This is a genomic window from Pseudoxanthomonas sp. (genome assembly GCF_027498035.1).
In the GTDB taxonomy this organism is placed as follows: domain Bacteria; phylum Pseudomonadota; class Gammaproteobacteria; order Xanthomonadales; family Xanthomonadaceae; genus Pseudoxanthomonas_A.
In genome coordinates this window covers 1796320-1821396 of sequence record NZ_CP114978.1, presented here as the reverse complement: position 1 = coordinate 1821396, position 25077 = coordinate 1796320, and the positions used below count along the sequence as shown (strand labels likewise).

The 25077-nt window shown below is 66.4% G+C and carries 21 protein-coding genes and 2 pseudogenes; 11 read left to right on the top strand and 12 right to left on the bottom strand.

Annotation, left to right across the window (positions count from 1 at the left end):
- Positions 1-8: 8 nt before the first annotated feature.
- The 5 genes from O8I58_RS07925 to O8I58_RS07905 all read left to right on the top strand — a co-directional run bounded on the left by O8I58_RS07925 (position 9) and on the right by O8I58_RS07905 (position 6014).
- Positions 9-734 (top strand): 3-keto-disaccharide hydrolase, encoded by a 726-nt coding sequence (locus O8I58_RS07925; RefSeq protein ID WP_298322837.1) that lies wholly within the window; start codon positions 9-11, stop codon positions 732-734.
- 252 nt (positions 735-986) lie between these two features.
- Positions 987-1505 carry a hypothetical protein gene (locus tag O8I58_RS07920; protein WP_298322077.1) on the top strand — a complete coding sequence of 173 codons (519 nt, stop codon included), beginning with the start codon at positions 987-989 and terminating at the stop codon, positions 1503-1505.
- A 19-nt stretch (positions 1506-1524) separates the two neighbouring features.
- Positions 1525-1914 (top strand): hypothetical protein, encoded by a 390-nt coding sequence (locus tag O8I58_RS07915; protein WP_298322075.1) that lies wholly within the window; start codon positions 1525-1527, stop codon positions 1912-1914.
- Between the two features lie 34 nt (positions 1915-1948).
- A complete protein-coding gene (locus O8I58_RS07910; RefSeq protein ID WP_298322073.1) occupies positions 1949-2461 on the top strand; it encodes a hypothetical protein in 513 nt (170 codons plus the stop codon).
- Between the two features lie 19 nt (positions 2462-2480).
- Positions 2481-6014, top strand: a complete 3534-nt coding sequence (locus O8I58_RS07905; protein WP_298322071.1) for a phospholipase effector Tle1 domain-containing protein — start codon at positions 2481-2483, stop codon at positions 6012-6014.
- Positions 6015-6038: 24 nt separating this feature from the next.
- Here O8I58_RS07905 and O8I58_RS07900 read toward each other — a convergent pair.
- The 4 genes and pseudogenes from O8I58_RS07900 to O8I58_RS07885 form a co-directional block, all read right to left on the bottom strand.
- A pseudogene (locus O8I58_RS07900) lies at positions 6039-6897 on the bottom strand (sugar phosphate isomerase/epimerase).
- Between the two features lie 47 nt (positions 6898-6944).
- On the bottom strand, positions 6945-8069 hold the full coding sequence (locus O8I58_RS07895; RefSeq protein WP_298322069.1) for a Gfo/Idh/MocA family protein: 1125 nt from the start codon (positions 8067-8069) through the stop codon (positions 6945-6947).
- Between the two features lie 11 nt (positions 8070-8080).
- Entirely contained in the window at positions 8081-9298 is a 1218-nt protein-coding gene (locus O8I58_RS07890; RefSeq protein WP_298322068.1) for a nucleoside permease, read from the bottom strand.
- Between the two features lie 44 nt (positions 9299-9342).
- The gene (locus O8I58_RS07885; RefSeq protein WP_298322066.1) at positions 9343-10395 is read right to left on the bottom strand and encodes a sugar phosphate isomerase/epimerase family protein; all 1053 of its coding nucleotides are present in this window, start codon (positions 10393-10395) and stop codon (positions 9343-9345) included.
- 94 nt (positions 10396-10489) lie between these two features.
- On the opposite strand from O8I58_RS07885, the gene O8I58_RS07880 reads away from it, so the two are divergent.
- Positions 10490-11494 carry a LacI family DNA-binding transcriptional regulator gene (locus tag O8I58_RS07880; protein WP_298322064.1) on the top strand — a complete coding sequence of 335 codons (1005 nt, stop codon included), beginning with the start codon at positions 10490-10492 and terminating at the stop codon, positions 11492-11494.
- A 36-nt stretch (positions 11495-11530) separates the two neighbouring features.
- Here the strand turns inward: O8I58_RS07880 and O8I58_RS07875 are convergent, their stop codons facing one another.
- Positions 11531-13048, bottom strand: a complete 1518-nt coding sequence (locus O8I58_RS07875) for an FAD-dependent oxidoreductase (protein WP_298322062.1) — start codon at positions 13046-13048, stop codon at positions 11531-11533.
- A 103-nt stretch (positions 13049-13151) separates the two neighbouring features.
- On the opposite strand from O8I58_RS07875, the gene O8I58_RS07870 reads away from it, so the two are divergent.
- The 4 genes from O8I58_RS07870 (at position 13152) to O8I58_RS07855 (ending at position 16884) form a co-directional block, all read left to right on the top strand.
- Positions 13152-13553 (top strand): MarR family winged helix-turn-helix transcriptional regulator, encoded by a 402-nt coding sequence (locus tag O8I58_RS07870; RefSeq protein WP_298322060.1) that lies wholly within the window; start codon positions 13152-13154, stop codon positions 13551-13553.
- A 207-nt stretch (positions 13554-13760) separates the two neighbouring features.
- On the top strand, positions 13761-14687 hold the full coding sequence (gene rimK, locus O8I58_RS07865) for a 30S ribosomal protein S6--L-glutamate ligase (RefSeq protein WP_298322058.1): 927 nt from the start codon (positions 13761-13763) through the stop codon (positions 14685-14687).
- 186 nt (positions 14688-14873) lie between these two features.
- A complete protein-coding gene (locus O8I58_RS07860; RefSeq protein ID WP_298322056.1) occupies positions 14874-15551 on the top strand; it encodes a response regulator transcription factor in 678 nt (225 codons plus the stop codon).
- Complete coding sequence (locus O8I58_RS07855) at positions 15514-16884, top strand: sensor histidine kinase (protein WP_298322054.1); 1371 nt, start codon at positions 15514-15516, stop codon at positions 16882-16884. The genes O8I58_RS07860 and O8I58_RS07855 overlap by 38 nt, the downstream gene beginning before the upstream one ends.
- A gap of 14 nt (positions 16885-16898) precedes the next feature.
- Here the strand turns inward: O8I58_RS07855 and O8I58_RS07850 are convergent, their stop codons facing one another.
- A complete protein-coding gene (locus O8I58_RS07850; RefSeq protein ID WP_298322052.1) occupies positions 16899-17513 on the bottom strand; it encodes a hypothetical protein in 615 nt (204 codons plus the stop codon).
- Between the two features lie 52 nt (positions 17514-17565).
- Positions 17566-18396, bottom strand: coding sequence for a methylenetetrahydrofolate reductase [NAD(P)H] (gene metF, locus O8I58_RS07845; RefSeq protein ID WP_298322050.1), 831 nt, complete (start codon positions 18394-18396; stop codon positions 17566-17568).
- A gap of 111 nt (positions 18397-18507) precedes the next feature.
- Between metF and O8I58_RS07840 the strand changes: the two are divergent.
- Positions 18508-19067: pseudogene (locus O8I58_RS07840) on the top strand (DUF3228 family protein).
- Positions 19068-19083: 16 nt separating this feature from the next.
- Here the strand turns inward: O8I58_RS07840 and O8I58_RS07835 are convergent.
- The 5 genes from O8I58_RS07835 to O8I58_RS07815 form a co-directional block, all read right to left on the bottom strand.
- Positions 19084-19749, bottom strand: coding sequence for a DUF2894 domain-containing protein (locus O8I58_RS07835; RefSeq protein WP_298322048.1), 666 nt, complete (start codon positions 19747-19749; stop codon positions 19084-19086).
- A complete protein-coding gene (locus O8I58_RS07830; protein WP_298322045.1) occupies positions 19739-20383 on the bottom strand; it encodes an OmpA family protein in 645 nt (214 codons plus the stop codon). Before O8I58_RS07830 ends, O8I58_RS07835 begins: the two co-directional genes overlap by 11 nt.
- Positions 20380-22782 carry a DUF802 domain-containing protein gene (locus tag O8I58_RS07825; RefSeq protein ID WP_298322043.1) on the bottom strand — a complete coding sequence of 801 codons (2403 nt, stop codon included), beginning with the start codon at positions 22780-22782 and terminating at the stop codon, positions 20380-20382. Before O8I58_RS07825 ends, O8I58_RS07830 begins: the two co-directional genes overlap by 4 nt.
- Positions 22775-23542 carry a DUF3348 domain-containing protein gene (locus O8I58_RS07820; protein WP_298322041.1) on the bottom strand — a complete coding sequence of 256 codons (768 nt, stop codon included), beginning with the start codon at positions 23540-23542 and terminating at the stop codon, positions 22775-22777. Before O8I58_RS07820 ends, O8I58_RS07825 begins: the two co-directional genes overlap by 8 nt.
- A 100-nt stretch (positions 23543-23642) precedes the next feature.
- Complete coding sequence (locus O8I58_RS07815) at positions 23643-25052, bottom strand: carboxylesterase/lipase family protein (RefSeq protein ID WP_298322039.1); 1410 nt, start codon at positions 25050-25052, stop codon at positions 23643-23645.
- Between the last annotated feature and the right edge of the window lie 25 nt (positions 25053-25077).

The following is a 25077-nucleotide window of genomic DNA, read 5'->3' as shown; positions in this document are numbered from 1 at the left end:
CGATCGTCATGACGGGCTGCCTCATCGCCCTGATTCCCGCCCTTGCGCTGGCGCAGAGCGATAGCAAGGGCGACCCGGCCAAGACCGAGGTCTGGGCGCCCGTGCCGGCGGCCGTGGCCACGCCGCAGGGCGCCGCGCCTTCTGACGCGGTGGTGCTGTTCGACGGCAAGGATCTGTCGGCCTGGGAGGGCGAGGAGGGCGGCAAGCCGCAATGGTCCGTGGCTGGTGGCGCCGTCACCGTGGTGCCGGGCGGCAAGGGCATCAAGACCACGCGCAGCTTCTGCGACATCCAGCTGCACGTCGAGTGGCGCAGCCCCGCCGAGACCAAGGGGTTCGAAGGGCAGAACCGTGGCAACAGCGGGATCTTCCTGCAGGGCCTGTACGAACTGCAGGTGCTCGACAGCTACAACAGCGCGACGTATGCCAACGGTCAGGCGGGCTCGATCTACAAGCAGGCGATCCCGCTGGTGAATGCCTCGCGTCCGCCAGGCGAATGGCAGGTTTACGACGTGATCTGGAAAGCGCCGCGTTTCTCCAAGGGCGGCGGGCTCGAATCACCCGCGCGGATCACCGTGCTGCACAACGGCGTGCTGGTGCAGGATGACACCGTGCTGTCGGGCAAGACCGAATACATCGGTGCGCCTTCATATTTCCCGCACGGCTGCGCGCCGATTGGCTTGCAGGACCACAACGCCAAGGTCAGCTTCCGCAACATCTGGGTACGCGAGCTGTAGGCCAGCCGCGCGGCCAGCTTTCGCGACTCGAGGTGCTGCGCCTGGTTGATGCAGCCAATCCCCACGAGGGGGTCTTCTATGCCTTTTCCGGCGGGAGCGGCAACGATGCCGATAAGGATCCGTTGCATGCCAACAGCGTAATGCTGCCTGCGATCGAAGTTTGGCCTGCCTTCTTTCGGCTGCTGCCATACGTGGCACGGCCGGCACCGAACGCCTAGGATCAGGCCTATTTCCTCCAGGAAGGAGACCCGGATGTTTGGTTTGAATTTCGGCTCGAAAGATCCGTGGCCGCTGAAGTTCACGCGGCATAGCTTTGGGGCGTATTGCTTCAATACGCTGCGCTGTAGCGTGATCTACGACCGGGATCAGTTTACGCGGCTCTATGAGTTCGAGCCCTCTGGTCCGCCGCCGGCGAATGACTGGAAACAAAGATGGACCGCTGGAACCGGGGTCGACCGTTGCTTTCCGCCGCCTGCCCAGGTGGACTGGGTCTCCCTGGACGGCACCGAGCACCACGCGCAGATCGACATCGGCGCACTGTTCAAGGACCGCCTGGTTCGCCACAACGTGCCCAAGGACGACATCCCCGAAGGCTGGCTGGCGGCCAATGCGATCGACCCGGTCTCGATCGACGTGCTGATGGAAGTCAACGACCGGACCATCACGGTCTACACACGGGCGCATGTCACCACCAAGGAGCCCCAAATTCAGGGCAATCCGCGCAGCTGCCATCGCACCGACCTGATCGAAGTCTGGACCCACATCTACTGAGCAGGCAAGGAGCGCCGACATGGTTGATAAAGACCACTCGCCCATCGTGCCAATAGACGATGGTTTCACCTCATTTGTCGCGGATGAAGCGCGCTTGCGGACCTTCAAGGACGCGAGCGAACAGCTGTCGCGTTTCCAGGGCCTGAACAATTGCCGTCATACCCGGCAAAAGCAGGGGTATTCAGACCTTCCCTGGATGCCGCGGTTGGCGGATGTGGCTGGCCCGCATGAGAAGCTGTTCGTCGCGGCCTTTGACGGGAACGGCAATGTAGGAGCTGTTTCAGCGCTTTCCAGGGAATCAGGAGGCGTGCAGCCCATGTTCGGAATGAAGTCGGCGTTTTGCGGCGACACTTCAGCTCGCCTCACACAGGATGCGAGTCCAGTGACACGATGCATCGCACGGGCTTAGCATCAGCCGCGTTTACTCAGGGAAGGAGACCCGAATGTTTGGTTTGAACCTTGGCTCAAAAGACCCGTGGCCCCTCAAGTTTGGGACACACAGCTTTGGTGCGCGTGCTTATAACGTGCAACGTTGCACCGTCATCTATGACAGGCATGAACACGGCATTCGTGAACAACCCGTTGGGCCGCCTGAAAGCAGTGACTGGAGAAGCAACTGGAACGCAGGATATGGCGTGGGAACCGGCTTCCCTCCCGCGGCTCAGGTCAGTTGGATCTCGGCTGACGGAACCCCGCTGGACGCTGAAGTGGATATCGCCAAGCTGATCAAAGATCGGCTGGTGCGCCACAACGTGCCCAAGGACGACATCCCCGAAGGCTGGCTGGCGGCGAAGGCGGTCAACCCGGTCCCGATCGACGTGCTGATGGAAATCAACGACCGGACCATCACGGTCTACACGCGAGCCCTTGTCGCCACCAAGGAGCCTCAAATTCCTGGTAACCCCCGCAGCATGGGGAGGCGCGACCTGATCGAAGTCTGGACCCACACCTACTGAACCGGCAAGGAGCGCCGAGATGGCTGATAAAGACCACTTACCTGTCGTCCCATTGGACGATGACGTTACCTCGTTCGTCGTCGATGAGGCACGCTTGCAGACCTTCAAGGACGCGAGCGAACAACTATCGCATTTCCAGGTGCCACGGTTGGTGGGTGTGGGAAATCCGCACGAGAAGATTTTCTACGCGTTTTTCGATGGAACGGGCAACAATGCGGACAAGGATCCATTGCATGCCACCAATGTGGACTGGCTCAGGAAGCAGATCGAATCGTTGCAGGCGACTGACAAGCAGATTTCGTCACACTACGTCGCCGGTGTTGGTACCCAAGACCAGAAACTGACGCAGGCGCTCGATGGCGCTTTGGGGCATACCTACGAAGCCCGTATGGAGGAGATGTACTGGAATCTCGCTGACAAGGCAGAAGCCTGGTCACGTGCTGATCCCAATGTCCAGGTCCGCGTCTGCTCGGTCGGCTTTAGTCGCGGTGCCACCCAGTGCGCCATCTTCACCAATCTACTGGATCAACGCGGCATTCTCGACCCCACGAGCGAAGTCATCGACGCGGAGGGGCGATCCCGCTACACCCGCCACATCGCCGCCCCCGGTAAGACACCGCAGGCCGTGGGCCTGTTCGATCCGGTCTCCACCGGCGTGCAGGAACTGGCCGACCGCCGTCTGGCGCCGTCGGTGGTGTCCGGCTTCCAGATCACTGCGCTGGACGAGCGGCGGGTGAAATTCGTTTCCGACCGGATCATGCCGCTAGGACTGTCGGAAGATGGGCGCTTCCTCAATGTGACCACGGCTGGGGCGCACTCGAATATCGGTGGAGGCTATCTGCGTGATGGCTTGTCGACCCGCAGCCTCAACCTGATGAGCGATTACCTCAACGCCCAGCGGCCGGATGCGCCGATGTTCCAGAAGGTGCATGAGTCCCACGATCCGCGCTTGAACCGGGTGCACAACTCGCACGAGGGCATGGCGATCTACCAGCTGGATCGAAAGGTCGACCGCGCCACGCCGGAGGGTGTCAACACACGGTTGGCGCCGGAATCGCCGGTGACCGCTGGACAGGTCGCCCAGCAGAATGCCTTGCCGCATGGCCCCAAACATTTCGATGACCAGATCGTTCGTGGTCCTTCGACGCCTGTGCGCATCGGCCCAATTCCCGAGCAGCCCGGCTCGTCGCCTACTGGCAACATCGAGCGGATCGCCGCCGCCGAGGCCGCGGGGATCGGCCCACTGAGTGGCGAGCAAAAGCTGGCGAATCTGGCCCACCGGTTCGCAGGCGGCGCGCTGGGCGTTGGCGCGACTGTGTATGAGGGTGTGCAAACTGCGCGCCGCGCCTCGGAGCTGATGGAACAAGGCAACACCGCGGCCGCCCAGTCGGAAATCAACCATGCGGCGGCCCGCAATGCAGGTGGCTGGATCGGCGGGGTCACCGCTACTTATGCCGCCAGCGCAGTGGGTGCCTCCGGCTTCGTGCCGGCGGCAATCGTGGTAGGCGATGCGTTGCTGATGAGCAAGGCCTTCGACAAGGTGGTGGACCTCAAGGAGAACCGCGAGATCTTCCACCAGGTCGACAAGGCCGGCGTGGCGTGGCAGTTCAACGGCCGGGACTGGGAGCGCCAGGCCGCGTTCGATCGGACGACCGACGGGCACAACAATCCGGCCCAGGAAGCGGTGGGCGCCAGTTACGTGAAGTCCCGGGAACTTGGCGCCATGGCCAATGCCGTAGCCGTGAAGCTGGCACTGGGCAAAGCACCGCCGCCGCAGGATCCCTTCAACCTTCCGGCCAGTCCTGACGACCAGATCGGGCTGGATAACCAGAGCTGGCATCGCAATCCGGAAACCGAAGGCTGGGAGCGCTTGGTCAAGACCGGTGTGACCGGACCCAATGACTCGGGAACGTACGCGCCGCAAACCGCCAGCCCCGAACAGACCCGGCGCCTCAATCAGGAGGCCCTGGGTCGCATCGAATCCAACATCGCCAACGGCCGCGAAGCACTCGCGCAGACTTATCTGGAAAGCCGCGCCGCCCAGCGCGGCCAGGACTACGATGTTGGGATTTCGGCTGCGGTTGAATTCGCCAAGGCCAAGCCTGACCAGGTGCAGGGCCACGACGGCCTGACCTACCAACGCAGCCCGGAAGGACAATGGTCGAGCAAGAACGGCCCGGCGACTGGCAACCTGGCCATGGAGTTGGAACTGACCAACCAGATCCGCCAGCCATCGCTTGAGCGCGCCCAGCAGACCCTGGCGGCCCTTGAGGCGCGGTCCGCGCCCACGCCTGAGCAGCTTGAACACAACGATCTCTTGCAGCGCTACCGTAACGTGGGCGTCGATCTCAACGCCCAGGAAAGCAACCTGCAGGCCATCGCATTGGCGACCCAGCGCACGAGGGATGCGGCTGGCATTACCGGGCAGACGATGCAGCAGCTCCAGCGCAGCGAAACCGGGCAATACGGCTTTGATACCCCCATCGTCCATTACCAGACCGGTGCCGATGGCGTTGCCCACCAGGTCGCAGTGACCACCTCCGAGGAGCTACGTCAGGCCAGGGCCGAAGTGCGGCAGGCGCACGTCGAAGTCTCCACCCCGACCCTGGCCACGGTGAAAGTCACCGCCCCGAAGCTGGACCAGCCTGCAAAGGAACAAGACCCCGCGCTGGCGCAGGACGATCACGCACAGCGGCAGGCGCATGCTTCACAAGCCGGCGCGCCGATAACACCGGAGGTCCAGCACGACCACGCGCACGCGTTATTGCAGGAGCGTGAGTCAGAACGCCAAAAAGCCCAGCAACCCGAACGGACAACCGCGAACCCGCCCAACCCACAGGTCAGCTTCCTCAATCCGGACCATGCCGGCCACCAGCGCTACAAAACGCTGCTGAACGAAGTCCACCGGATGGAGGTGGGGCAAGGCATCGAGCCTGGCCCACACAGCGAGAAGATCGCCGCCGCCCTGCTGATTGAAGGTGTGGCCAAAGGACTCTATCCCCACAGGGTCAAGATGGGGGCTGATGGTCAGGTGGAGGGGATCCAGCAATTCAACGCATTCGTGGAGCCCCAGAGCGTGAGAATCGATCCCAAACAGGCGCAGGGGCTCTCCATGCAGCAGTACGCGGAAAAGATGGAAGCCACGCTGTCATCGCATCTGGTCAGCCATGCGCCGACGGTCGAGCGCACCTCGGAGCAGAAGCAGGGCATTGCGGCCATGTCGATGAACGATCAGATCCTGTTCGCTCACCTGCGCCGTGGAACGCCCGGCCATATCAGTGACGACCACGTCGCCCAGGCGATGCTGGGTGCCAAGGACGTTGGCATCACCGACCCCAGCAAGATCGGCAACATGACCATGGCGGGCGACAACCTGAGCATCCGTGGTACGCAGGAAGGCCAGCGGGTGATGAGTGATGTCTCGCAACCGGCCCCGCCGTTGCAGGAGACCGCCCAGCAGGTGCTGGCTTTCAACCAGCAACGCGACGAGCAACTTGCCCTTGATCAGCAGCGCAACCAGCAGCAGGAAGGGCAGAAGGGACCGGTGATGTGAGCTCAGGCCTGAGCATGCAGTGTCTTAGCGCTTCACGTCCGCTGGCAGGTGTTCGACCAGGTACGCCGCGCCGGTCTTGATGACCGCGGCGGGATCCAGCGGATAGTCGTGCTCGATGATGTACCACTTGACGCCCGCATGGTCGGCGGCCGGCAGGATCTTTTTCCAGTCCAGCACGCCCTTGCCCACGGCGGCGAAGCCGTGTTCTTCGAGTGCTTCGCCTTTCGGCGCGTTGTCCTTGGCGTGCACGGCGATCACGCGGCCCTTGAGCTTGCCGAGGAAGGCGGCGGGGTCGTAGCCCAGCACGTGCGACCCAGGCCAGGTCGAGTTCGGACTTCAGGTCGGGGCCCGCTGCTTCGAACATGGACTCAAGCCCGGTCTTGCCGTTGAAGTCGACGAACTCGAAATCATGGTTGTGATAGGCCAGCGTCATGCCATCGGCCTTGGCCTGCGCGGCGAGCTGGCCCAGTTCCTTGCCCAGCGCAGCCCACCCCGCAGCATCCTTGGGACGCTCGGCTTCCTGCAGGTACGGGATAACCAGGGTGGTGTTGCCGATCGATCGGTTGAACGCCACCACGCCATCCAGATCCTTGCGCAGGTCGGCGAGTTGCACATGGGTCGAGATCGCCTGGATGCTGTACTTGTCGAGCAGCGTCTTGAGTTGCGGTGCGGTGACGTCCTGCGTGCCGACGGTCTCGACGGCGGTAATGCCGGTGTCGTGCACCAGCTTCAGCCGGTCTTCCAGCGAGGGAATATTGCGCAGCGTGTACATCTGCACGGCGATGGGCAGCTTGGCCGCGGTGGTTTCTTTGGCGAATGCAGGCAGGGCTGCACAGAGCAGCAACGCCGTGGCCGCGACGCGGCGGGGCAGGGTGAGCGTCATGGTGTCCTCCCGGATCTCAGATGACGATGGATGATGCGAAAAACGCGTTAGCCGATGGATGTCCAGGCGCGCGACTTAGCCGAGGCGATGACACGATCGACGATCAACGCCGAGCGCAGGCCATCGTCGAAGGTCGGCAGGCCCTCGGGCCGTTCGGCGTCGATGGCGCGATAGGTGTCGGCGACGAAAGCCTCGAAGCACTGTGCGTAGCCCTGTGCGTGGCCCGCGGGCAGCGTGGCGAGCCGGCGCTGTTCCGCGCTGCCTGCGCCGGGGCCGCGGTAGAACAGCTCTTCGCGCTGATCCTGGTGGCCGATCCACAGGCGTTCGCTGTCTTCCTGGTCGAAGGCCACCGCGGCCTTGGCGCCGTCGATCTCGAACCACAAGCGGTTGCGACGCCCAGCCGAGACCTGGCTCACCGTGAGCGTAGCCAACGTGCCGACGCCGGTCTTGAACATCGCCGCGGCCACGTCTTCGCTGGCGACGGATTGCGTTTGCCCGCCCGCGGCCGGCGTGGTGAAGCTCTTGCCGGTCGCCACGGCGCGCTCGGCAATGACCGTCTCGAACGCAGCGCTGACTTCGGCAAAGCGCTCGCCGCTGACCCATTCCACCAGGTCGCACCAGTGCGAGCCGATATCGGCAAACACGCGCGATTGCCCGCCCAGTGCGGGATCGACGCGCCAGTTGTTGCTGGCCGGGTCCAGCAGCCAATCCTGCAGGTAGCTGCCGTGGATCAGGCGCAGCGGACCAAGTTCGCCCTGTGCGATGCGCGCACGTGCTTCGCGTACCACCGGGTGATAGCGGTAGACGAAGGGCACCGTGGCGACCAGTCCGGTGGATGCGGCCAGCGACGCGAGCGCCCTGGCATCGTCCAGGGTGGTGGCCAGCGGCTTTTCGCAGACTACGTGCTTGCCGGCTTCCAGCGCGGCCTGGGCCATCGGCCGATGCAGGTGGTTGGGTGTGCACACATGCACGACCTGGACCTGCGGATCGGCCAGCACTTCATCGAAATCGCGGTAGGCGTGGGCGATGTTCCAGGCCTGCGCGGCCTCTTGCGCACGCGCGGCGCTGGAGGCGCTCACGCCACGGACCTCGGCGCCGGCCAGCAGCGCGGCGCGGCGATGGACCGCGCCGATCATGCCGGTGCCGACGATGGCGATCCCGAGCTTGCTCATCTTTTCATTCCTCAAGGCGTTGCCGAAGGAGCCGCCACTGCGGGCTTGTCACGGAACAGGAACAGGAAGGCCACCAGCACCACGAAGGCCACGCCGGCCGGGAACAGCCAGATCTGCTGCCAGTCGCGACCGGCCGCAGTGGTGTAGTGCTCCACGACGGCGCCGGACAGGAACGTGCCGATCAACATGCCCACGCCGTAAGTGGCCAACGTGATGAAGCCCTGCGCGCTGCTGCGGAACTTCGGGCCGGCGTGCGCATCGGTGTAGATCTGCCCGGTGACGAAGAAGAAGTCGTAGCAGATGCCGTGCAGCACGATGCCGGTGACCAGCAGCGCGAAGCCCGAACCCGCATCGCCATACGCGAACAGGACATAGCGCAGCACCCACGCGGCCATGCCGAAGGCCAGCATCGCCTTGACCCCCAGGCGCGCGAACAGGAACGGCATGGCCAGCATCAGCAGCACTTCGGACACCTGGCCCAGCGACTGCAGTCCGGCCGCGCCGCGCACGCCCAGGTCGTTGAGATACGGGTTGGTGAAGTTGTAATAGAACGATAGCGGAATGCAGATGGCGATCGAGGCCAGGAAGAACACCAGGTACGAGCGCGACTTCAGCAGGCGCAGCGCGTCCAGTCCCAGGATCTGTCCCAGTCCTGCATTGCGCTGCTGCTCCAGCGGCGGCGTATGCGGCAGCGTGAAGGCATACAGGCCCAGGACCAGCGATGCGCCCGCCGCCATCCGGAAGGTCAGTTCAAGCCGGTGCGCCTGTTCCCAGCCCAGCCAGCCGATCAGCACGCCGGCGATGATCCAGCCGACGCTGCCGGCCACGCGCACCGGCGGGAACTGCTTCTCCGGCACCCGCATGTGGCGCATCGCGACGCTGTTGGCCAGCGCCAGGGTCGGCATGAACAGCAGCATGTAGCCCATGACGCAGGCGGCGAACGTATCGAAGTTGGTCGCCACCGACGCGCCCCACATCAACACCGCGCCGGCCAGGTGCAGCACCGCCAGGATGCGCTGCGCGGCGAAATAGCGGTCGGCGATCAGGCCGACCAGGAACGGCGCGACGATGGCGCCGATGGACTGGCTGAGGAACGCTGTGGCCACCTGGCCCGCGCTGGCCTGCAACGGCCCCTGCACCAGGTACGTGCCCAGGGTGACGAACCACGCGCCCCAGATGAAGAACTGCAGAAACATCATCGCGCCAAGGCGCGACATGGTGGACGTCATGACTTCCCCTCCCAGGTCAGGTATGTGATCAGGCCAAGTGTGCTTCAAAGCCCCAGCAGGCCGCGCAGCGCTTCCGGGCTGGCGCCGCTGTCGGCGAAATTGTCGAAGGCGTGTTCGGTGACGCGGATGATGTGGTCGCGGATGAAGGCTGCACCCTCGCGCGCGCCATCCTCGGGATGTTTCAGGCAGCACTCCCATTCCAGCACCGCCCAACCGGGGAAGTCGTACTGCGCGAACTTGGAGAAGATCGCCTTGAAGTCCACCTGGCCATCGCCCAGCGAACGGAACCTGCCCGGGCGATCGATCCAGTTCTCGTAGCCGCCATACACGCCGCTGCGCGCACTGGGGCGGTACTCGGCATCCTTGACGTGGAAGATGCCGATGCGCGTGTGGTAGCGATCGATGAAGCCCAGGTAGTCCATCTGCTGCAGCAGCAGGTGGCTGGGGTCGTAGAGGATCTTGGCGCGCGGATGGTGATCGACCACGTCGAGGAAGCGCTCGAAGGTCGCGCCATCGTGCAGGTCTTCGCCCGGATGGATCTCGTAGCACAGGTCCACACCGCAGGCGTCGAACGCATCCAGGATCGGGCGCCAGCGGCGGCCGAGTTCGGCGAAGGCTTCGTCCACCAGTCCGTGTGGCCGCTGTGGCCAGGGATAGAAGTACGGCCAGGCCAGCGCGCCGGAGAACGTGGCGTGGGCCTTGAGTCCCAGACGCTGGCTGGCCTTGGCCGCCAGGGTGACCTGTTCGACCGCCCAGGCCTGCCGTGCAGCTGGATTGCCGCGCTTGTCCTGCGGCGCGAAGCCGTCGAACAGGGTGTCGTAGGCCGGATGGACGGCGACCAGCTGCCCTTGCAGGTGCGTGGACAGCTCGGTGATCTGGATGCCGTGCCGGGCCAGCATGCCGGCGATGTCGTCGCAATACGCCTGGCTCTGCGCGGCCTGGGCGAGATCGAAAAGTCGCGGCGCGCTGGTCGGCAGCTGGATGCCGACATAACCCAGCTCGGAGGCCCATTGGGCCAGGCTGTCCAATCGGTCGAACGGAGGCTTGTCACCGATGAACTGCGCCAGGAACAGCGCCGGACCCTTGAGCGTTTTCATGCCACACAACCCGGATGCAATCGATTGCACGATCCTAGCATGCGACAGTAGGCACCTCCGTTGTGCATTGCATCGGAGGCTGACGGATTGATCCATGCCCACGATCTATGACATCGCAAAGCACGCTGGCGTCTCGGCAGGGACGGTCTCCCGTGCGCTCTCGCGGCCGGAGAAAGTGCTGCCCGCCACACGCGCACGCATCGAGCAGGCCGTCGCCGCGTTGGGCTATGTCCCCAATGCCGCGGCCAGGACGCTCAAGACCCAGCGCACCGGCAAGATCCTGGTCACCGTGCCGGACATCGCCAACCCATTCTTCGCCCAGATCCTCCAGGGTGCCGAAGAAGCCGCACAGGCAGCCGGTTATGCGGTCCTGCTTGGCGACACCCAGCACCAGCCCGAGCGCGAGGAACGCTACGCGCAGATGCTTCGCCGCAACGAGGCCGATGGCCTGATCGTGCTGGGGCACCGGCTGCCGCCCACGGCGCGCGAAATCGTCAAGCAGCTTGGCGCCAATGCACCGGTCGTCAATGGATGCGAATTCGATCCGTCATTGGGCATTCCCAGCGTGCACATCGACAACGCCGCCGCCGCGCGTACCGCCATGGAGCATCTGTACGGATTGGGCCACGAGCGGATCGCCGTGGTCGGCGGCCCCGCCGAAAATCCCCTGCACCAGCAGCGGCTGGAAGGCGCCAGGGCCGCTGCCAGGGCGCGCGGCCGCCTGCGCCTGCTGACCGTCGTCCCAGGCGATTTTTCGGTTGAATCCGGGCATGCCGCCGCGGCCAGGCTGCTCAGCCAATCCCCTGCGCCCACGGCTGCATTCTGCTTCAGTGACCAGATGGCGCTGGGCGTTCTGGCCGCTTGCAGGGAACTGGGGGTGCGCGTGCCTGAGGCGTTCTCGGTTGTCGGATTCGACGATCTCGCCTCGTCCCGCTATCTGACGCCGCCGCTGACCACCATCGGCCAACCGATGCGGGACATCGGCATCCGCGCCGTCAATCTGGTGCTCGCCCTCATAGAAGCGGTTGAAGTGCCGCATCAACAGACGCTGGATTTCCGCTTGATGCTGCGCGCATCAACGGCCGCCCCCGCGTCGTGAACAGCGGGGGCATCCGCGGCCGGGCAACGATGCGCTTCAGTGCCATGGGCCGTGCCACTGGCGCCAATACTCCTTCAATGCCGTTGCCTGGTCTGCGCTGAAGCATCCCGCCAGATAGCCATCGGGCCTGACCAGCACGGCCGTGCCTTCATCAAGGCCGTAGGACCGGGCGAACTGGCCCAACGGGTCTTCGATCTCCAGGCCGGGTCCGATGCTGTGGATGTGCAGGCCAGCGCCTGGCGCGAAGTTCGACGGGCCATTGACCAGCAAGGTCCAATGCGTGCCCTTGAACAGGTTGAACAGCCGGGTTGGACTGCCGCCTGCGCCTCGCACGTTGGCATCGGGCGCGCGGTTGCCCGGTGCCAGGTTGCTGCCGGCTGCTTGCGAGGGCAGCGATAGCCCGGAGTCTGGATAGCCGATATCCAGTTGCTGGACTTCACGGGTTCGCCGGTTGTCCCCGGTCTTCATGCCTGCAAGCAGGCGCGTGGACAGGCCGAGCACGTCCGCCGCCACCGGTCGGCGCTCGGCTTCGTAAGTGTCCAGCAGCGCCTCGGGTGCACCGGCCAGCACCGCGGCCAGCTTCCAGCCCAGGTTGTAGGCATCCTGGACGCTGGTGTTGAGGCCTTGCCCGCCGGTGGGTGGATGGACATGCGCTGCATCGCCGACCAGGAACACCGGGCCATCCCGGTAGTGATCGGCAAGCCTGGCATTCATGCCGTAGGTCGAGGACCAGGCAACCGAATGGACCGTGATGTCCGTGCGCCCGGTGTGCAGTGCAACGCGTTCGGTCAGCGCAGCCGCGGAGAGATCGATGTCGCCTTCCAGGGGAACCGGTGCCTGGATCTGGAACAGGTCGGTACCTGCCAGCGGACAGATCGCCAGGGGGCCTGCGTTCCCGCTATCGAACCTGTGCCATGCATCGCGCGACAGTCCTTCCAGCACGACGTCCGCCACGATTGCCCGCACGCCGAGGGTCTTGCCCGGAAAACCAATCCCCAAGGTATTGCGCACGATGCTGCGGCCACCATCGGCCCCCACCAGGTAGCGGGCATGAAGGGTCTGCGTGCCATCCGGGGTTGTGAGGGTGGCTTCAACCCCGTCGCGGTCGATCACCATCCTGGTCAGCTCGACACCAAATACCGGTGCATGCCCCAGTTCGAGCAAGCGTTCCCGCAGGACAGCTTCGGTCTTGAACTGGGGAATCATCAGCGCGAGGCGATAGGGCTCGGCAGGCGTGGGCTCGGCAACGTCTGCTGCTTCCTGATCCACATGGCTGCCGTCGGGCGCGTATTTGCGGACGGTCGGATAGAGGCCACCTGCGGCCACGGCCCGGTCCAGGATGCCGAGGTCTTCGAAGACCTCCTGGGTGCGCGGTTGAATGCCTTTGCCGCGCGAGCCGGGGAACGGGGTGGGGCGTTTCTCGATGAGGGCAAAGCGCACCCCGCGCCGGGCCAGGTCGATTGCCAGGGTCAGGCCGGCGGCGCCGGCGCCACAGATCAGGACATCAATGGGTTCACGCATCTCGTTTCTCCTAAGCATGTGTAACATGCACATATCAGGAGGGCAGGCTATGGCCGCGAAAAATAAAGTGCAAGATACACATATCTCAGCGCAGCTGAAGGATCTCCACCGGTCCCTGATCTCGATCGTGAGCGTGATGAACCGGCCGCGGAACGACGAACGACTGATCGCCGAAGCCGGCGTGCACCTGGACCAGGCGCTCTTCCGCCTGCTGGTGGTGATCGAGCGGGTGGGACCGATTGGCGTGGTGGATCTGGCAGGTCGCCTGGGCAGGGACTACACGACCATCAGCCGCCAGGTGTCCAGGCTCGAGCGCATGGCGCTGGTGATCCGGCATGAGAATTCGGAAGACCGCCGGATGCGCGAGGCGGTGGTTTCTCCGCAGGGCAAGGCGGTCACCGACCGGATCGACCAGGCGCGCGAGCGCCTGGCACGAGACATCCTTCAGGACTGGGCCGCCGAAGACATCACTGACCTGGTGCGCCTGATGCGCCAGTTCGCAGGTGCGCTGGAGCAAGGCACTCAGGCTGGCGCCTAGCCCCGCTTGCCTGCCAGGACAGCAACTGGCGACACCAGACATCACCTTCAGCCGTGGGTGCGTGCCATGCGCTGCACGCATGGTGCCGGGCTCGTTGCATGCGTGCATTCCGGGTCCACGTTCCGATGAATCGTCGCGCGGCGTCGCATTGGGCGGCGTTGCCTGCATGTCATGCTAGGCGCCGTTTTCTTTTGCCGAACCGGCTGCATGAAACTGGCGATCCTCTCGCGCAACACCAAGCTCTATTCGACCAAGCGCCTGGTGGAGGCCGCACGCCAGCGTGGTCACGTGGTGCGGGTGCTGGACCCGTTGCGTTGTTACATGCGCATCGATGCCGGGCGCTTCGACCTGCGTTACAAGGGCAAGACGCTGTCCGGATTCGATGCGGTGATTCCGCGCATCGGTGCGTCGGTGACGCGCTATGGCACGGCGGTGCTGCGCCAGTTCGAGCTGATGGGCTGTCATACGCCGAATCCTTCCGATGCGATCCTGCGCGCGCGCGACAAGCTGCGTGCCCACCAGCTGCTGGCGGCCAGTGGCATCGACCTGCCGGCGACCGTGTTCGGCGACAACCCCGACGACACCACCGACCTGCTGGCCCTGCTGGGCGAACCGCCGCATGTGATCAAGCTCAACGAAGGCACCCAGGGCGCCGGCGTGATGCTGACCGAGAAACTGTCGGCCTCCAAGTCCGTGGTCGAGACCTTGCGTGGCCTGTATGCCAGTTTCGTGGTGCAGGAATTCGTGGAAGAGGCCAAGGGCGCGGACCTGCGCTGTTTCGTGGTTGGCGACCGGGTGGTGGCGGCCATGCGCAGGCAGGCGCCGGAGGGCGATTTCCGCTCCAACCTGCATCGTGGCGGTGAAGCGGCTGCTGCGACGGCGACGGATGAAGAGGCTGCGGTGGCGGTCCGGGCTGCGGCCACGCTGGGCCTGGGCGTGGCCGGCGTGGACCTGATCCGTTCGGCGCGCGGCCCGCTGGTGCTGGAAGTGAATTCCACGCCGGGCCTGGAAGGCATCGAGCAGGTGTCCGGCGTGGACATCGCCGGGGCGGTTATGGAACTGGTGGCCTCCGCCGCGGTCAGACAGAGACCCAGAGGCCGCAAGGCCGGGCCTGCAGCCCTGCGTCCAACGTGAACGGGCATGCAGGGAAGCTTACCGGCGGTGTGACAGAATCGGCCACCTGAACGCGGCCAGCCCTGTTCCCCAAGCGCCGCCGCCACTCGCTCTGCGAAGACAAACCAAGGTATCCCATGACCCTCATTTCCCCGATGCGCCGCGGCTTCCCGCTTCTGGCCATCCGTTCCCAGGAGGCCTGCTGACATGCGCATTCTCGTCATTGAAGACAACAGCGACATCGCCGCCAACCTGGGTGATTACCTGGAAGACCGCGGCCACACCGTGGATTTCGCCGCCGACGGCGTGACCGGCCTGCACCTGGCCGTGGTCCACGATTTCGACGCCATCGTGCTCGACCTCAACCTTCCCGGCATGGACGGCCTGGAAGTCTGCCGCAAGCTGCGCAACGAAGCGCGCAAGCAGACCCCGGTGCTGATGCTCACCGCCCGCGACAGCCTGGACAACAAGCTGGCCGGCTTCGATTCGGGCGCCGACGACTACCTGATCAAGCCCTTCGCCCTGCAGGAAGTGGAAGTGCGCCTCAACGCACTGTCGCGTCGCGGCAAGGGCGTGCAGACCCGCGTGCTGGATGTCGGCGACCTGGAATACAACCTGGATACGCTGGAAGTGCGCCGCGGCGGCAAGCTGCTGCAGCTCAACCCGACCGCGCTGAAGATCCTGCAGTCGCTGATGGAAGCTTCGCCGGCGGTGGTCACCCGCCAGGAACTGGAAACCCGCGTGTGGGGCGAAGAGCTGCCCGATTCCGATTCGCTGCGCGTCCACATCCATGGCCTGCGCGCCGTGGTCGACAAGCCTTTCGAGACCTTGTACATCCAGACCCGCCATGGCATCGGCTACCGCATCGCCGCCCCCGAAGCCTGATCCCGGCACGGCCGCGCGGCCCGGTGCCGCGCGTGCCCGAAAATTCCGCCGCCGCCTTCGCACCCGCATCGTCTGGTCGTTCGTGCTGTTGGGCTTCTGCCTGACGGTGCTGTTCGCCTATGCGGCGGTGCTGGCGCGCCAGCGCGTGGAAAACCAGCTGGTCGAAGACGTGATGAACCGCAACCTGGAGGAATCCTGGCGGCGGTTCGTGGTCAGCGGGGGCACCAATACCTCGGCACCGGTGCAGCAGATGAAGGGCTATCTGTACCCGGCGGACAAGCTGCCGCGGCTGGCCCAGGAAAAGCCGGATTGGTACCAGCTCAAGGACGGCATCCACACCATCTCCGGCACGGACGAGAACGGTGATCCGTTCTCGTTCCGCATCGGTGTGCGCAAGACCCCCACCGCCTGGTTCTACCTGACCTACGACATGGGCCAGGTCGCGCTGGGCGAAGTGCAGTTCAAGCGCACGCTGTGGGGCACGGTGGCGCTGTTCACCCTGCTGTCGTTGATCGTCGGCTGGTGGTCGGCCTCGCGGGTGATGAGTCCGGTGTCGGAACTGGCCACGCGCCTGCGCGCGTATCGCGGCAGCAGCAATCCGACCCAGCTGGGGCCATTGTTCCCGGAAGACGAAGTGGGCGAACTGGCGCGTGCGCTGGACGATTATTCCAACCGCCTGACCGAGGTGGTCCAGCGCGACCGCGAGTTCAACGCCGACGTCAGCCACGAGCTGCGCACGCCGCTGGCAGTGATCCGTGGTGCGACCGAACTGCTGCTGGGCCGGCCGAACCTGGAGCCGAAAGTCCAGGCACGGCTGCTGCGCATCCAGCGCGCCGAGGCCGCCTGCACCGACCTGATCGGTTCGCTGCTGCTGCTCTCGCGCAACGAGCGCGGGCAGGGCAGCAGCAACGTGGCCCGGGTCGCCGACCAGCTGCTGGATTCGCACCGTGCACAGATCGGTGGCAAGTCACTGGAACTGATCCAGGAAGGCAACCAGGACCTGGTGATCGACGCGCCCGACGCAGCGCTGTCGGTGGCGCTGGGCAACCTGGTCGGCAATGCGGTCAAGTACACCCAGGAAGGCACCGTGGTCGTGCGGGTGCTCGGCGACGCGGTGGAAGTAATCGACTCCGGCCCCGGCCTGAGCGAGGAAGACGCGGCCAAGCTGTTCAACCGTGGCTATCGCGGCACCCATGCCGGGCATTCGCAGGGCGGCGGCATCGGCCTGTCCATCGTCAGCCGCCTGTGCGATCTGTATGGCTGGCAGGTCAACGTGCGTCCGGGTGTCGAACGCGGTGTGATTGCGACGCTGCGGTTCCGCCCGGCCGACTGATATCGCAGTGATCTTTACAGCGTGATCCAGAAGCAGTCGTCGCTGCGGCGGATGCCCAGCACGGTGCTCGATGGCGTGCTGGTGTTGGCCAGGCCCTGCTGCAGGCGCAGGCCAACCGGTCGGCGCTTCTGCTGTGGTGCGAGCTGCGGGTAGTAGCCGTCGGCATTGGCATCGACGACATTGCCTTCGGCATCGACGACGGGCGTGGGCTCGACGGCCGGGAAGATCGGCGCGATGTCCACCAGCGGCCTGCGCACGATGGTTTCCATCTTGTCCAGCAGGCGATTGGCCGAAGCGTCGGAAATCCCGCCCCACTGGTACAGCGAGGCGAGCCGGTTGGCGTCATGCGCGTCGATCGCGCCGGTGATCTGCTGGACCAGGTCGCTGAGCCGGCGCGGGCAGCCCAGGTTGCGTGGCGCAACCGGCTGGCCGGAGGCGCTGACCGGGGGGCGGATCACGCGGCTGGCTGCACCGACGTCTTCGCAGCGACGATCGGTGAAGACGCTGGCACCGGATGCATCGGTGCAGCGCTGCACGGTCTGCGCCGTCGCCGGCTGCAGCCACGCCGACGCAGCCAGCGCGGCCGTCATGGTGATCATCAGCAGGGGGAACAGGGCAGGCGCGCGCATCGCAGCGCGCAGCCTAACCGAATGTGGCCGATCGCCCGTGTCGGGACTTGCGTCAGCCGCGGCCCAGGCGCTTGAGCACCAGCTGGCTCGGCTTGGCCAGGTTGAGCGTGTAGAAGTGCAGGCCCGGCACGCCGCTGGCGATCAGGCGCTCGCAGAGCTCGGCAACCACGTCGGCGCCGAAGTCGCGCACCGATTCGGCATCATCGCCATAGGCGGCCATGCGCTTGCCGATCCAGCGCGGGATTTCCGCGCCGCACTGCTCGGAAAACCGGCGCAGCTGGCTGAAATTGGAGATCGGCATGATCCCGGGAATGATCGGGATCTCCACGCCCAGCTTGCGCACCGCGTCGACGAAGCTGAAATACGCATCGGCGTTGTAGAAGTACTGGGTGATGGCCGCGTCGGCGCCGGCATCGACCTTGGTCTTGAAGTGCCTCAGGTCGGCCAGCGCGTCGTTGGCCTGCGGATGGGTTTCTGGATATGCGCCGACTTCCAGGTGGAAGGCATCGCCATGTTCGGCGCGGATGAAGGCGATCAGGTCCGAGGCGTAGCGCAAGTCGCCGGCGTGGCCCATGCCCGAGGGCAGGTCGCCGCGCAGCGCGACGATGCGCTTGCAGCCGATCGCGCGGTACAGCTTGAGCAGCTCGCGGATTTCCTCGCGGTTGCCGCCCACGCAGGACAGGTGCGGCGCGGCGTCGAAGCGATGGTGCTGCTTGAGGTGGCGCACTGTCTCGGAGGTGTAGCTCAGGGTCGAGCCACCCGCGCCGAAAGTGCACGACACATAATCCGGCGCGTATTTCTTCAGCCTGTCGGCGGTGCGGTCCAGCTGGGCGCGCTGGTCGTCGGTCTTGGGCGGGTAGAACTCAAAGCTGACGGGGATCATCGCGGGTCGCGTCGGTGAAGGGTGGTGAATAATATCGCTTCATCGCGATGAATGCATGGATTCGGGTCCCGCGGCCCGTTAGGCTATGCCGCCGTTCTGCCGCCGCATCCCATGTCCATCGTCCTGACCGAATTCGCCCGCCCCCGCCTGTTTCCCCGTGGCGGGCGCGGCAACGCCATCCAGGACTGCACCCCGCAGCAGTTCCAGGATCGCCTCAACGCAGAAGCGCCGCTGAAAGTGCTGGATGGCTACGCGCCGTTCTGCAAGCTGCACGTGCACCGCAACTGGACCTCGACCCGCTGCCTGACCGTGCCGGTCACTGATGACAACCGGCACCAGCTGCGCTCGGGCTACGAGGCGCGCAACGCGGCCGAGCTGCCCGTGCTGGTGCGCTGGTTCGAAGGCGTGGAGCCGCCGGTGGCGGCGTACTTCGTGGTGATCCTCTACAGCCGCGAGCAGCTGGCCCGGGAAGGTTCGCCGATCGAGGCCGACTGGGGCATCGTCGGCTGCATCTACACCGCCGAGCCGGACGAGGTGCCGATGGCGCGCCGATCACCATGCTGCGTAATGCCCTGGGTGTGGAGGAGGGCGGCTCCGGCGTATCGCTGGATCGCGAGGCTTACCGGCGCAGCGTGGCGTTCTGGGAGCGCAACGCGAACTGGCGGCCGTAGGGCGGGTGCAGGCCCGTCATCCGCGCGGCTTGCGGGGTTTCCTGCGCGCACGCTTGGCGGCCGCTTCGGTCATCGGCGCTTCCTGCACGGGTAGTGCGCCGAGTTGTTGCAGCTGCTCCAGGCCGGACAGGCTGTCGACATAGGACAGGAAATGCTGCAGGTAGCCCGGCGCCACATCGCGCATCAGCGCGATGGCGCGGTGGACCAGTACGCCGGAATTGAGCGGGCCGGCGTCCTCGGGCAGCTGCTGCAGTGATTGCCGCAGCTGGCTGTCGCTGCGGATCTTGCTCCAGGTGCTGCGGAAGGATTCCAGCGCCGGCAGTTCCGGAAACGCGGCCGGCTGCGGTGTGGCGCTGATCGAGGTCACGGCGTTGCCCAGCATCGCCGCATCGCCGGAAAGGCGATCCAGCAGCTCGGCCAGGGGGCCGCGCGCAGGGAATTCCCGCGTGGCGGCATCGGCGATATCCGTGGCGTGGCCCGGCGCGCTGGCCAGATCGTCGGCATAGGCCTGCAGCAGCCCGGACAGTCTGTCATCCAGCTGGCGTCGCACGTCGCCAGCGTGGCCGGCGGCACGACGTTCCAGCGCATCCATGAAATGAAACCGCAGCGGGTCCAGGCGGTCGGCGCCTTGTACGCGCCAGGCCTCCAGCGTCGTGCGTGCGGTGCAGGCGTCAGCGCGCATCGGCAGTGGGCTCGGCGCGCTTGGGCACCGGCGACATTTCCACGCGACGGTTCTTCGCGCGCCCGGCTTCATCACGGTTGGCGCTGACCGGCTGGCCGGCGCCGAACGCGGCGGCGAACACCGCGTCGACCGGCACGCCTTCGGCGATCAGGCCGCGGGTCACGGTCAACGCGCGCTGCGCAGACAGTTCCCAGTTGTCGGCGAACTGGCGGTTGCCGGTGCTTACCTGGCGGTCGTCGGTGAAGCCGCTGACCATCAGCATTTCGTCGCGCGATTTCAGGTACGCGGCCAGCGGGCCGGCCAGGCTCTTGAGTACCTCGCGACCCTCGGGTTGCAGCTGGTCGGAGTTGAGCGCGAACAGCACGCTGCCGTTGATGCCGATGCGGCCATCGACCAGGGTCACCCGTCCGGCGGCCAGTGGACCGGCCAGCGCCTGCTCAAGGGTCTTTCGGCGCTGCGCTTCCAACTGCTGTTGCCTGACCGCTTCGTCCAGCTTGTGGGACAGCTGCAGCTGCACGCCGATCACGCCGACCAGGATCAGCACGAACGCGCCCAGCAACACCGACATCAGGTCGCCGAACACCGCCCAGACCGGTGCGGCCGCGTCGGTCTCCAGCTCGATCTCGTCGGTCATGCCGCAGCGGCCCCGGCGGCGGCCTGGCGGCCTGCCAGCAGTTGCAGTTCCTCGATGATCTGCTTCTGCGAGAGCATGCTCAGGTCGATGACTTCACGCGCCTGGGCGACGTAGTACGCCAGCTGTTCGTCGCTGCGCGCCAGCGACTTGTCGAGCGCGCCTTCGATGCCCTGCAGGCGTTCGACCAGGCTGGTGTTGGCTTCGCCGAACGACTGCACGGCCGCGCCGAAGGCATCGCCCAGGCTGGCCACTTCGACCGCGCTGCCGGTGACCTGGTCGGCGACCGCGCCCAGCTTGCCGGTCTCGGCCTGCAGGTGTTCGGTGAAGCGCGTGCCGACGCGGTCGAGCAGATCGGCCGAGGTGGTGACCAGCGCATCGACCGCAGTGCGTTGCTCGGTGGAGGCGTGGTTGACCGCGTCCAGCAGCGTTTCCAGCGTCGCCAGCAGGCGGCTGCGTTCGTCGAGCATGGCGGTGTCGCGGACCATGCTGTCGGAGAGCTTCTGGCGCAGCTCGGCCACGACATCGGCCGCGGCCTTGGGTGCTTCGGAAGCGACCTGCACCAGGCGCGAGATCTCGGCGATGGTGTCGCGGGCGTGGGCCTGGGCCCGCGTGGTGATTTCGCCGGCGGTGGTGGCGAGCGTGTCGCAGATGTCCTGCTGGCGCTGGGCCACGCGCGCACCGCTGGCTTCCCAGTGGTCGCGCAGGGTGCCGGTCATGCTTTCCAGCGAAAGGGTCCAGGCCTGCAGGCGCTGCACGTCGCGCGCTTCCAGCGCGGCTTGCAGGGCCTCATGCGACTGCTGCATCTTGCCGACCAGCGCAGCGGCGTGGGTTTCGAACGTGGCCGCGGCGGCGTCCAGCGCCTGCTGGTTGCGCGCGGCGAGTGCGTCGTTGCCCGCTTGCTGCCGTGACAGTGCATCGTTCCAAGCGTTGGCGGTGGTGTCCGCGTTGGCGTCCAGGCGCGTGGCGACGCTGTCCACCAGCGCGGCCGAACGCTGTTCGAATGTCTGGCCGAACGCGACCAGCGCTTCGCGCAGGTCGGATGCCTGCGCCGCGTTGACGCGCTGGTGGTCGGCCTGGGCTTCGCTCCAGCGTGCGTGGGTGGCATCCATGCGGGTTGCGACGCCATCCACCAGCGCGGTCGAGCGTTGTTCGAACGCGCCAGTGAAGGCGGCGAGCGTGTCGCGCAGATCGGTTGCCAGGGCTTCGTTGGCCTGCTGCTGACCGGCCTGCGCGCTGCTCCAGCGTTCGGCGGTGGCATCCAGGCGCGTGGCGACGTGGTCCACCAGCGTGGCCGAGCGCTGCTCGAAGCTGCCGCCGAAGGCGTCCAGCGCGCCGCGCAGATCGCCGGCCATCGTTTCGTTGGCGTGCTGTTGCGTGGCCAGTGCCGTCTGCCAGCTTTCGCTGGCTGCGGCGGTCGCTGCGACGAAGCCGGTCGACAGGCCCGCGAGCTGCTGGTCGACCGCGTGGGTCACGGTCTGGTGCATCGCGGCGGTTTCGCGCGCCAGGCCGGCCAGCGTGCTGTCCATGACCGGCTGCAGCGCGGTGTAGATGGCGGCGGCGCTTTCGGCCACACCGGCTTTCATCGACTGCTCGACCGACGACGCCAGGCGCGTGTAAACCGTTTCGGTGCGGGTGTGGAATTCGGCCTGGCTGGCCTGCAGGCGTTCGTTGGCGGCCAGGTTCTGCTGTTCCAGGGTGGCGACCATGGCCTGCAGGCGGTCGACCAGGGCGGGCATCAGTTCGGCCTGGCGCTGCTGCAGCTTGAAGGCTTCCTCGCGCTGGTAGGCGTGCGAGTAGCTGTGCAGCGTGGTCGAAATGCGTGCATCCAGCTGCTGCACGGCCTGCAGCCGTTCGCGTCGGCACAGCGCCGACAGCAGGCCCAGCATCGCCGAGGTTGCGACACCGGCAATCGAGGTGCCGAAGGCGAATGCGAGTCCCTTGACCGGTGCGGCCAGCGAACCGCGGATGGCCTGCAGGTCGGTCGCGCTTTCCAGCGCCAGGCCGGTGCCGCGCAGGGTGGCCATCATGCCGAGCAGGGTGCCCAGCATGCCCAGCAGCACCAGCAGGCCGACCAGATACGGTGTCATCGACGGTGCCGGCAGGGCCACGCGCTGGCCTTCCACGCGCAGGCGCACGGCGTTGCGCAGGCCCGGGTGCAGGCGGTCGAGCCAGGTGCCCAGGCTGGTCTTGGCGGCATCGGCATCGGCGACCGCGGCGACCAGCGTGGCGGTGGCCTGGCAGTAGCGGTGCAGTTCCAGCGCGCCGGCCACGTAGCAGGCGCCGATCACCAGCGCGACTACCGCGCCCAGCGGATTGGAGCCGATGTAGCCCACGCCGATCCAGCACACGGCGAGCAGGCCGGCCAGGAACACGGCGGCATTGAGGATGTTTCTAGACATGGGATCCCGGGGATTGGGGGCGAAGCGCTGCCAGCAGCGCTTCGATGGGTTGGAAACGCACATCCAGTTCGGCCAGCAAGAGGCGCTGCATGTCGTTGCGGACGACGGCCAGCCAGGCGCCAGAGGCTGCGGCAGGGACGTCAGGGGTTTCGTCGGAAGCGGTGAAAGCCTGCTGCGCGGCGTCGCGCAGGCGTTCGAAATGCGCGTTCAACAGGTTCGGCACCGTGGCCAGCAGGGTCTGCTCGCGCGCGCTCAGGGTTAGCTCCATGACCGCATCGACCTCGGCCAGGCGGGCCTGCTGTTCCGATTGCCGCGCGAGCATGTCGCGCAGCTGGCCGCGCAGCCGGCCGGTGGCGGCCTGCATCGCGCGTTGGTGGTCCAGGTAGCGGCGGCGCAGCCGGCTGAAGTCGGCTTCGGCCGGCATGGCGATGCTGTCGGGAGGCGCGGGCAGGTCCTGTACCGCTGCAGGGGCGGCGAACTCCCGGTCGGCGCGGATGGCTTCGCTCAGGGCGCCGCGCACGCGCGTGCAGTCCTGGCGTTGTGCATCTGCGGCGGGGATCGGCTCGCCGGCGGCCACGGACGGCTGCCCGTCCAGCGCCCTGGACAGCGCCACGGCCCGGTTCCAGTCGAACCATTGGCTCAACCGCTCGGTGAGCGTGGGGACGCGAGTGGTGTGGGGAACGTCGACATCGGTCAGGCGCGTCAGTTGGCGAATGAACGCCGGGCCCAGGACAGATGCCCGTTCAGGGGCCTTCGCCATGCTGCGGACTAGCTAAAAGAGCGGCAGTTTACACCGCCGTGACAGGGCGGGCGGGGTCGCCGCCCTGGCACGGCGAGCGGACGCCCGCCTGCGGCCGGATTCAGGGCGCCCAGGGGTCCGGCGCGGGCACCGCCTTGCCGGTCGCGGTCAGGTCCAGCATGGCGTGGGTCCGGTCGCTGTACGGTGCCCAGGCGGGCAGGCCGGCGCCATTGGGGTTGCCGGTCTTGACGAAATTGACCAGGTAGCCGCTGGCCAGCCTGCCCACCGCGCGGTCCTGCGCCGTGGCGGCCTTGCCGTATTTGGCGTCGACGGTGTCGAAGAAGAACGGGATCTCGCTGGCGTGCCCCGCGCCCTGGGTCTGCGGCGTGCGCGCCGGCTGCGCCACGTACGAGAACCGGTAGTACCAGGTCGGGACGCCCTGGCCCACGACCAGGCTGGCGGCCTTGCGCGCGCCGGCAACCATGAAACCGTCCTTGCCGCCGATGTCGTCGCTGGTCGCGCCGATCATCATCGGCACCTTGCTGAACGCGCCGGCGGTGTAGGCGGCCGCCGGGTCGATGGCCAGCTTGCCGTCGGTGACCGGGCTGCTGAAGATCGGCGGCGTGCTGCTGGGCATGAACAACGCGGACAGGTTGAGATCGCCGGTGACCTGTTCGGCGCTCAAGGCACGCAGCCTGGCCAGCGCCTGTGGGTCATCCGGGGCAATCCCGTTGGCCTGGGCGAAACGCACGCCAACCTGTTCGGCCGAATCCAGCGTGCCCTTGGACGCGCCGGCATCACCACCGGACTGCACCACCGCGCGCTGGAACAGCCCGCGCGCCAGCGGCGAGGTCACCAACGTGTGCACCGACATGCCGCCTGCGCTCTCGCCGATGATCGTGACCTGCGATGGATCGCCGCCGAAGGCCGCGATGTTGCGCTGGACCCACTGCAGCGCCGCCAGCTGGTCCATGAAGCCGTAGTTGCCCAGCAGGCCGTGATCGGGGTCCTGCGCGCTCAGCTGTGGATGGGCGAACGTGCCGAAGCGACCGACCCGGTAATTGAAGCTGACCACCACGATGCCCTGCGCCGCCAGCGCGGCGCCGGCATAGGTGGGCGGCGAGGCGCCGCCATTGACGAAGCCGCCACCATAGATCCACACCATCACCGGCAGCTTGCCGCTGGCCTGGGTCGGCTTCCACACATTGGCGTACAGGCAGTCCTCGGCAGGGGTGGTGCCCAGTGGCGCGGCATCGCTGGGGAAGGGCTTCTGCATGCAATCGGCCGCGTAGCGCGTGGCATCGCGCACGCCGCTCCATTTCGCTGCGGGCTGCGGCGCACGCCAGCGCAGCTCTCCAATCGGCGGTGCCGCGAATGGAATGCCCTTGAACGCGGTGACGCCGCCCGCGGTGCTGCCGCGTAGTTCGCCGGTCTCGATGGTGGTGATGGCCGTGGGCGTGGCGGCCTGTGCGATCGGGCCAGCGCTGGCCAGCAGCAACAGGAATGGCAATGCAATGCGGGACAAGGTCATCATGGGTCCTTGAGAAGTGCGGCGC

Bases quoted from the DNA above. Each gene is read 5' to 3' on its own strand.
- O8I58_RS07925 (WP_298322837.1), top strand. From the start codon at position 9: ATGACGGGCTGCCTCATCGCCCTGATTCCCGCCCTTGCGCTGGCGCAG.
- O8I58_RS07920 (WP_298322077.1), top strand. From the start codon at position 987: ATGTTTGGTTTGAATTTCGGCTCGAAAGATCCGTGGCCGCTGAAGTTC.
- O8I58_RS07915 (WP_298322075.1), top strand. From the start codon at position 1,525: ATGGTTGATAAAGACCACTCGCCCATCGTGCCAATAGACGATGGTTTC.
- O8I58_RS07910 (WP_298322073.1), top strand. From the start codon at position 1,949: ATGTTTGGTTTGAACCTTGGCTCAAAAGACCCGTGGCCCCTCAAGTTT.
- O8I58_RS07905 (WP_298322071.1), top strand. From the start codon at position 2,481: ATGGCTGATAAAGACCACTTACCTGTCGTCCCATTGGACGATGACGTT.
- O8I58_RS07895 (WP_298322069.1), bottom strand. From the start codon at position 8,069: ATGAGCAAGCTCGGGATCGCCATCGTCGGCACCGGCATGATCGGCGCG.
- O8I58_RS07890 (WP_298322068.1), bottom strand. From the start codon at position 9,298: ATGACGTCCACCATGTCGCGCCTTGGCGCGATGATGTTTCTGCAGTTC.
- O8I58_RS07885 (WP_298322066.1), bottom strand. From the start codon at position 10,395: ATGAAAACGCTCAAGGGTCCGGCGCTGTTCCTGGCGCAGTTCATCGGT.
- O8I58_RS07880 (WP_298322064.1), top strand. From the start codon at position 10,490: ATGCCCACGATCTATGACATCGCAAAGCACGCTGGCGTCTCGGCAGGG.
- O8I58_RS07875 (WP_298322062.1), bottom strand. From the start codon at position 13,048: ATGTGCATGTTACACATGCTTAGGAGAAACGAGATGCGTGAACCCATT.
- O8I58_RS07870 (WP_298322060.1), top strand. From the start codon at position 13,152: ATGAACCGGCCGCGGAACGACGAACGACTGATCGCCGAAGCCGGCGTG.
- rimK (WP_298322058.1), top strand. From the start codon at position 13,761: ATGAAACTGGCGATCCTCTCGCGCAACACCAAGCTCTATTCGACCAAG.
- O8I58_RS07860 (WP_298322056.1), top strand. From the start codon at position 14,874: ATGCGCATTCTCGTCATTGAAGACAACAGCGACATCGCCGCCAACCTG.
- O8I58_RS07855 (WP_298322054.1), top strand. From the start codon at position 15,514: ATGGCATCGGCTACCGCATCGCCGCCCCCGAAGCCTGATCCCGGCACG.
- O8I58_RS07850 (WP_298322052.1), bottom strand. From the start codon at position 17,513: ATGCGCGCGCCTGCCCTGTTCCCCCTGCTGATGATCACCATGACGGCC.
- metF (WP_298322050.1), bottom strand. From the start codon at position 18,396: ATGATCCCCGTCAGCTTTGAGTTCTACCCGCCCAAGACCGACGACCAG.
- O8I58_RS07835 (WP_298322048.1), bottom strand. From the start codon at position 19,749: ATGCGCGCTGACGCCTGCACCGCACGCACGACGCTGGAGGCCTGGCGC.
- O8I58_RS07830 (WP_298322045.1), bottom strand. From the start codon at position 20,383: ATGACCGACGAGATCGAGCTGGAGACCGACGCGGCCGCACCGGTCTGG.
- O8I58_RS07825 (WP_298322043.1), bottom strand. From the start codon at position 22,782: ATGTCTAGAAACATCCTCAATGCCGCCGTGTTCCTGGCCGGCCTGCTC.
- O8I58_RS07820 (WP_298322041.1), bottom strand. From the start codon at position 23,542: ATGGCGAAGGCCCCTGAACGGGCATCTGTCCTGGGCCCGGCGTTCATT.
- O8I58_RS07815 (WP_298322039.1), bottom strand. From the start codon at position 25,052: ATGACCTTGTCCCGCATTGCATTGCCATTCCTGTTGCTGCTGGCCAGC.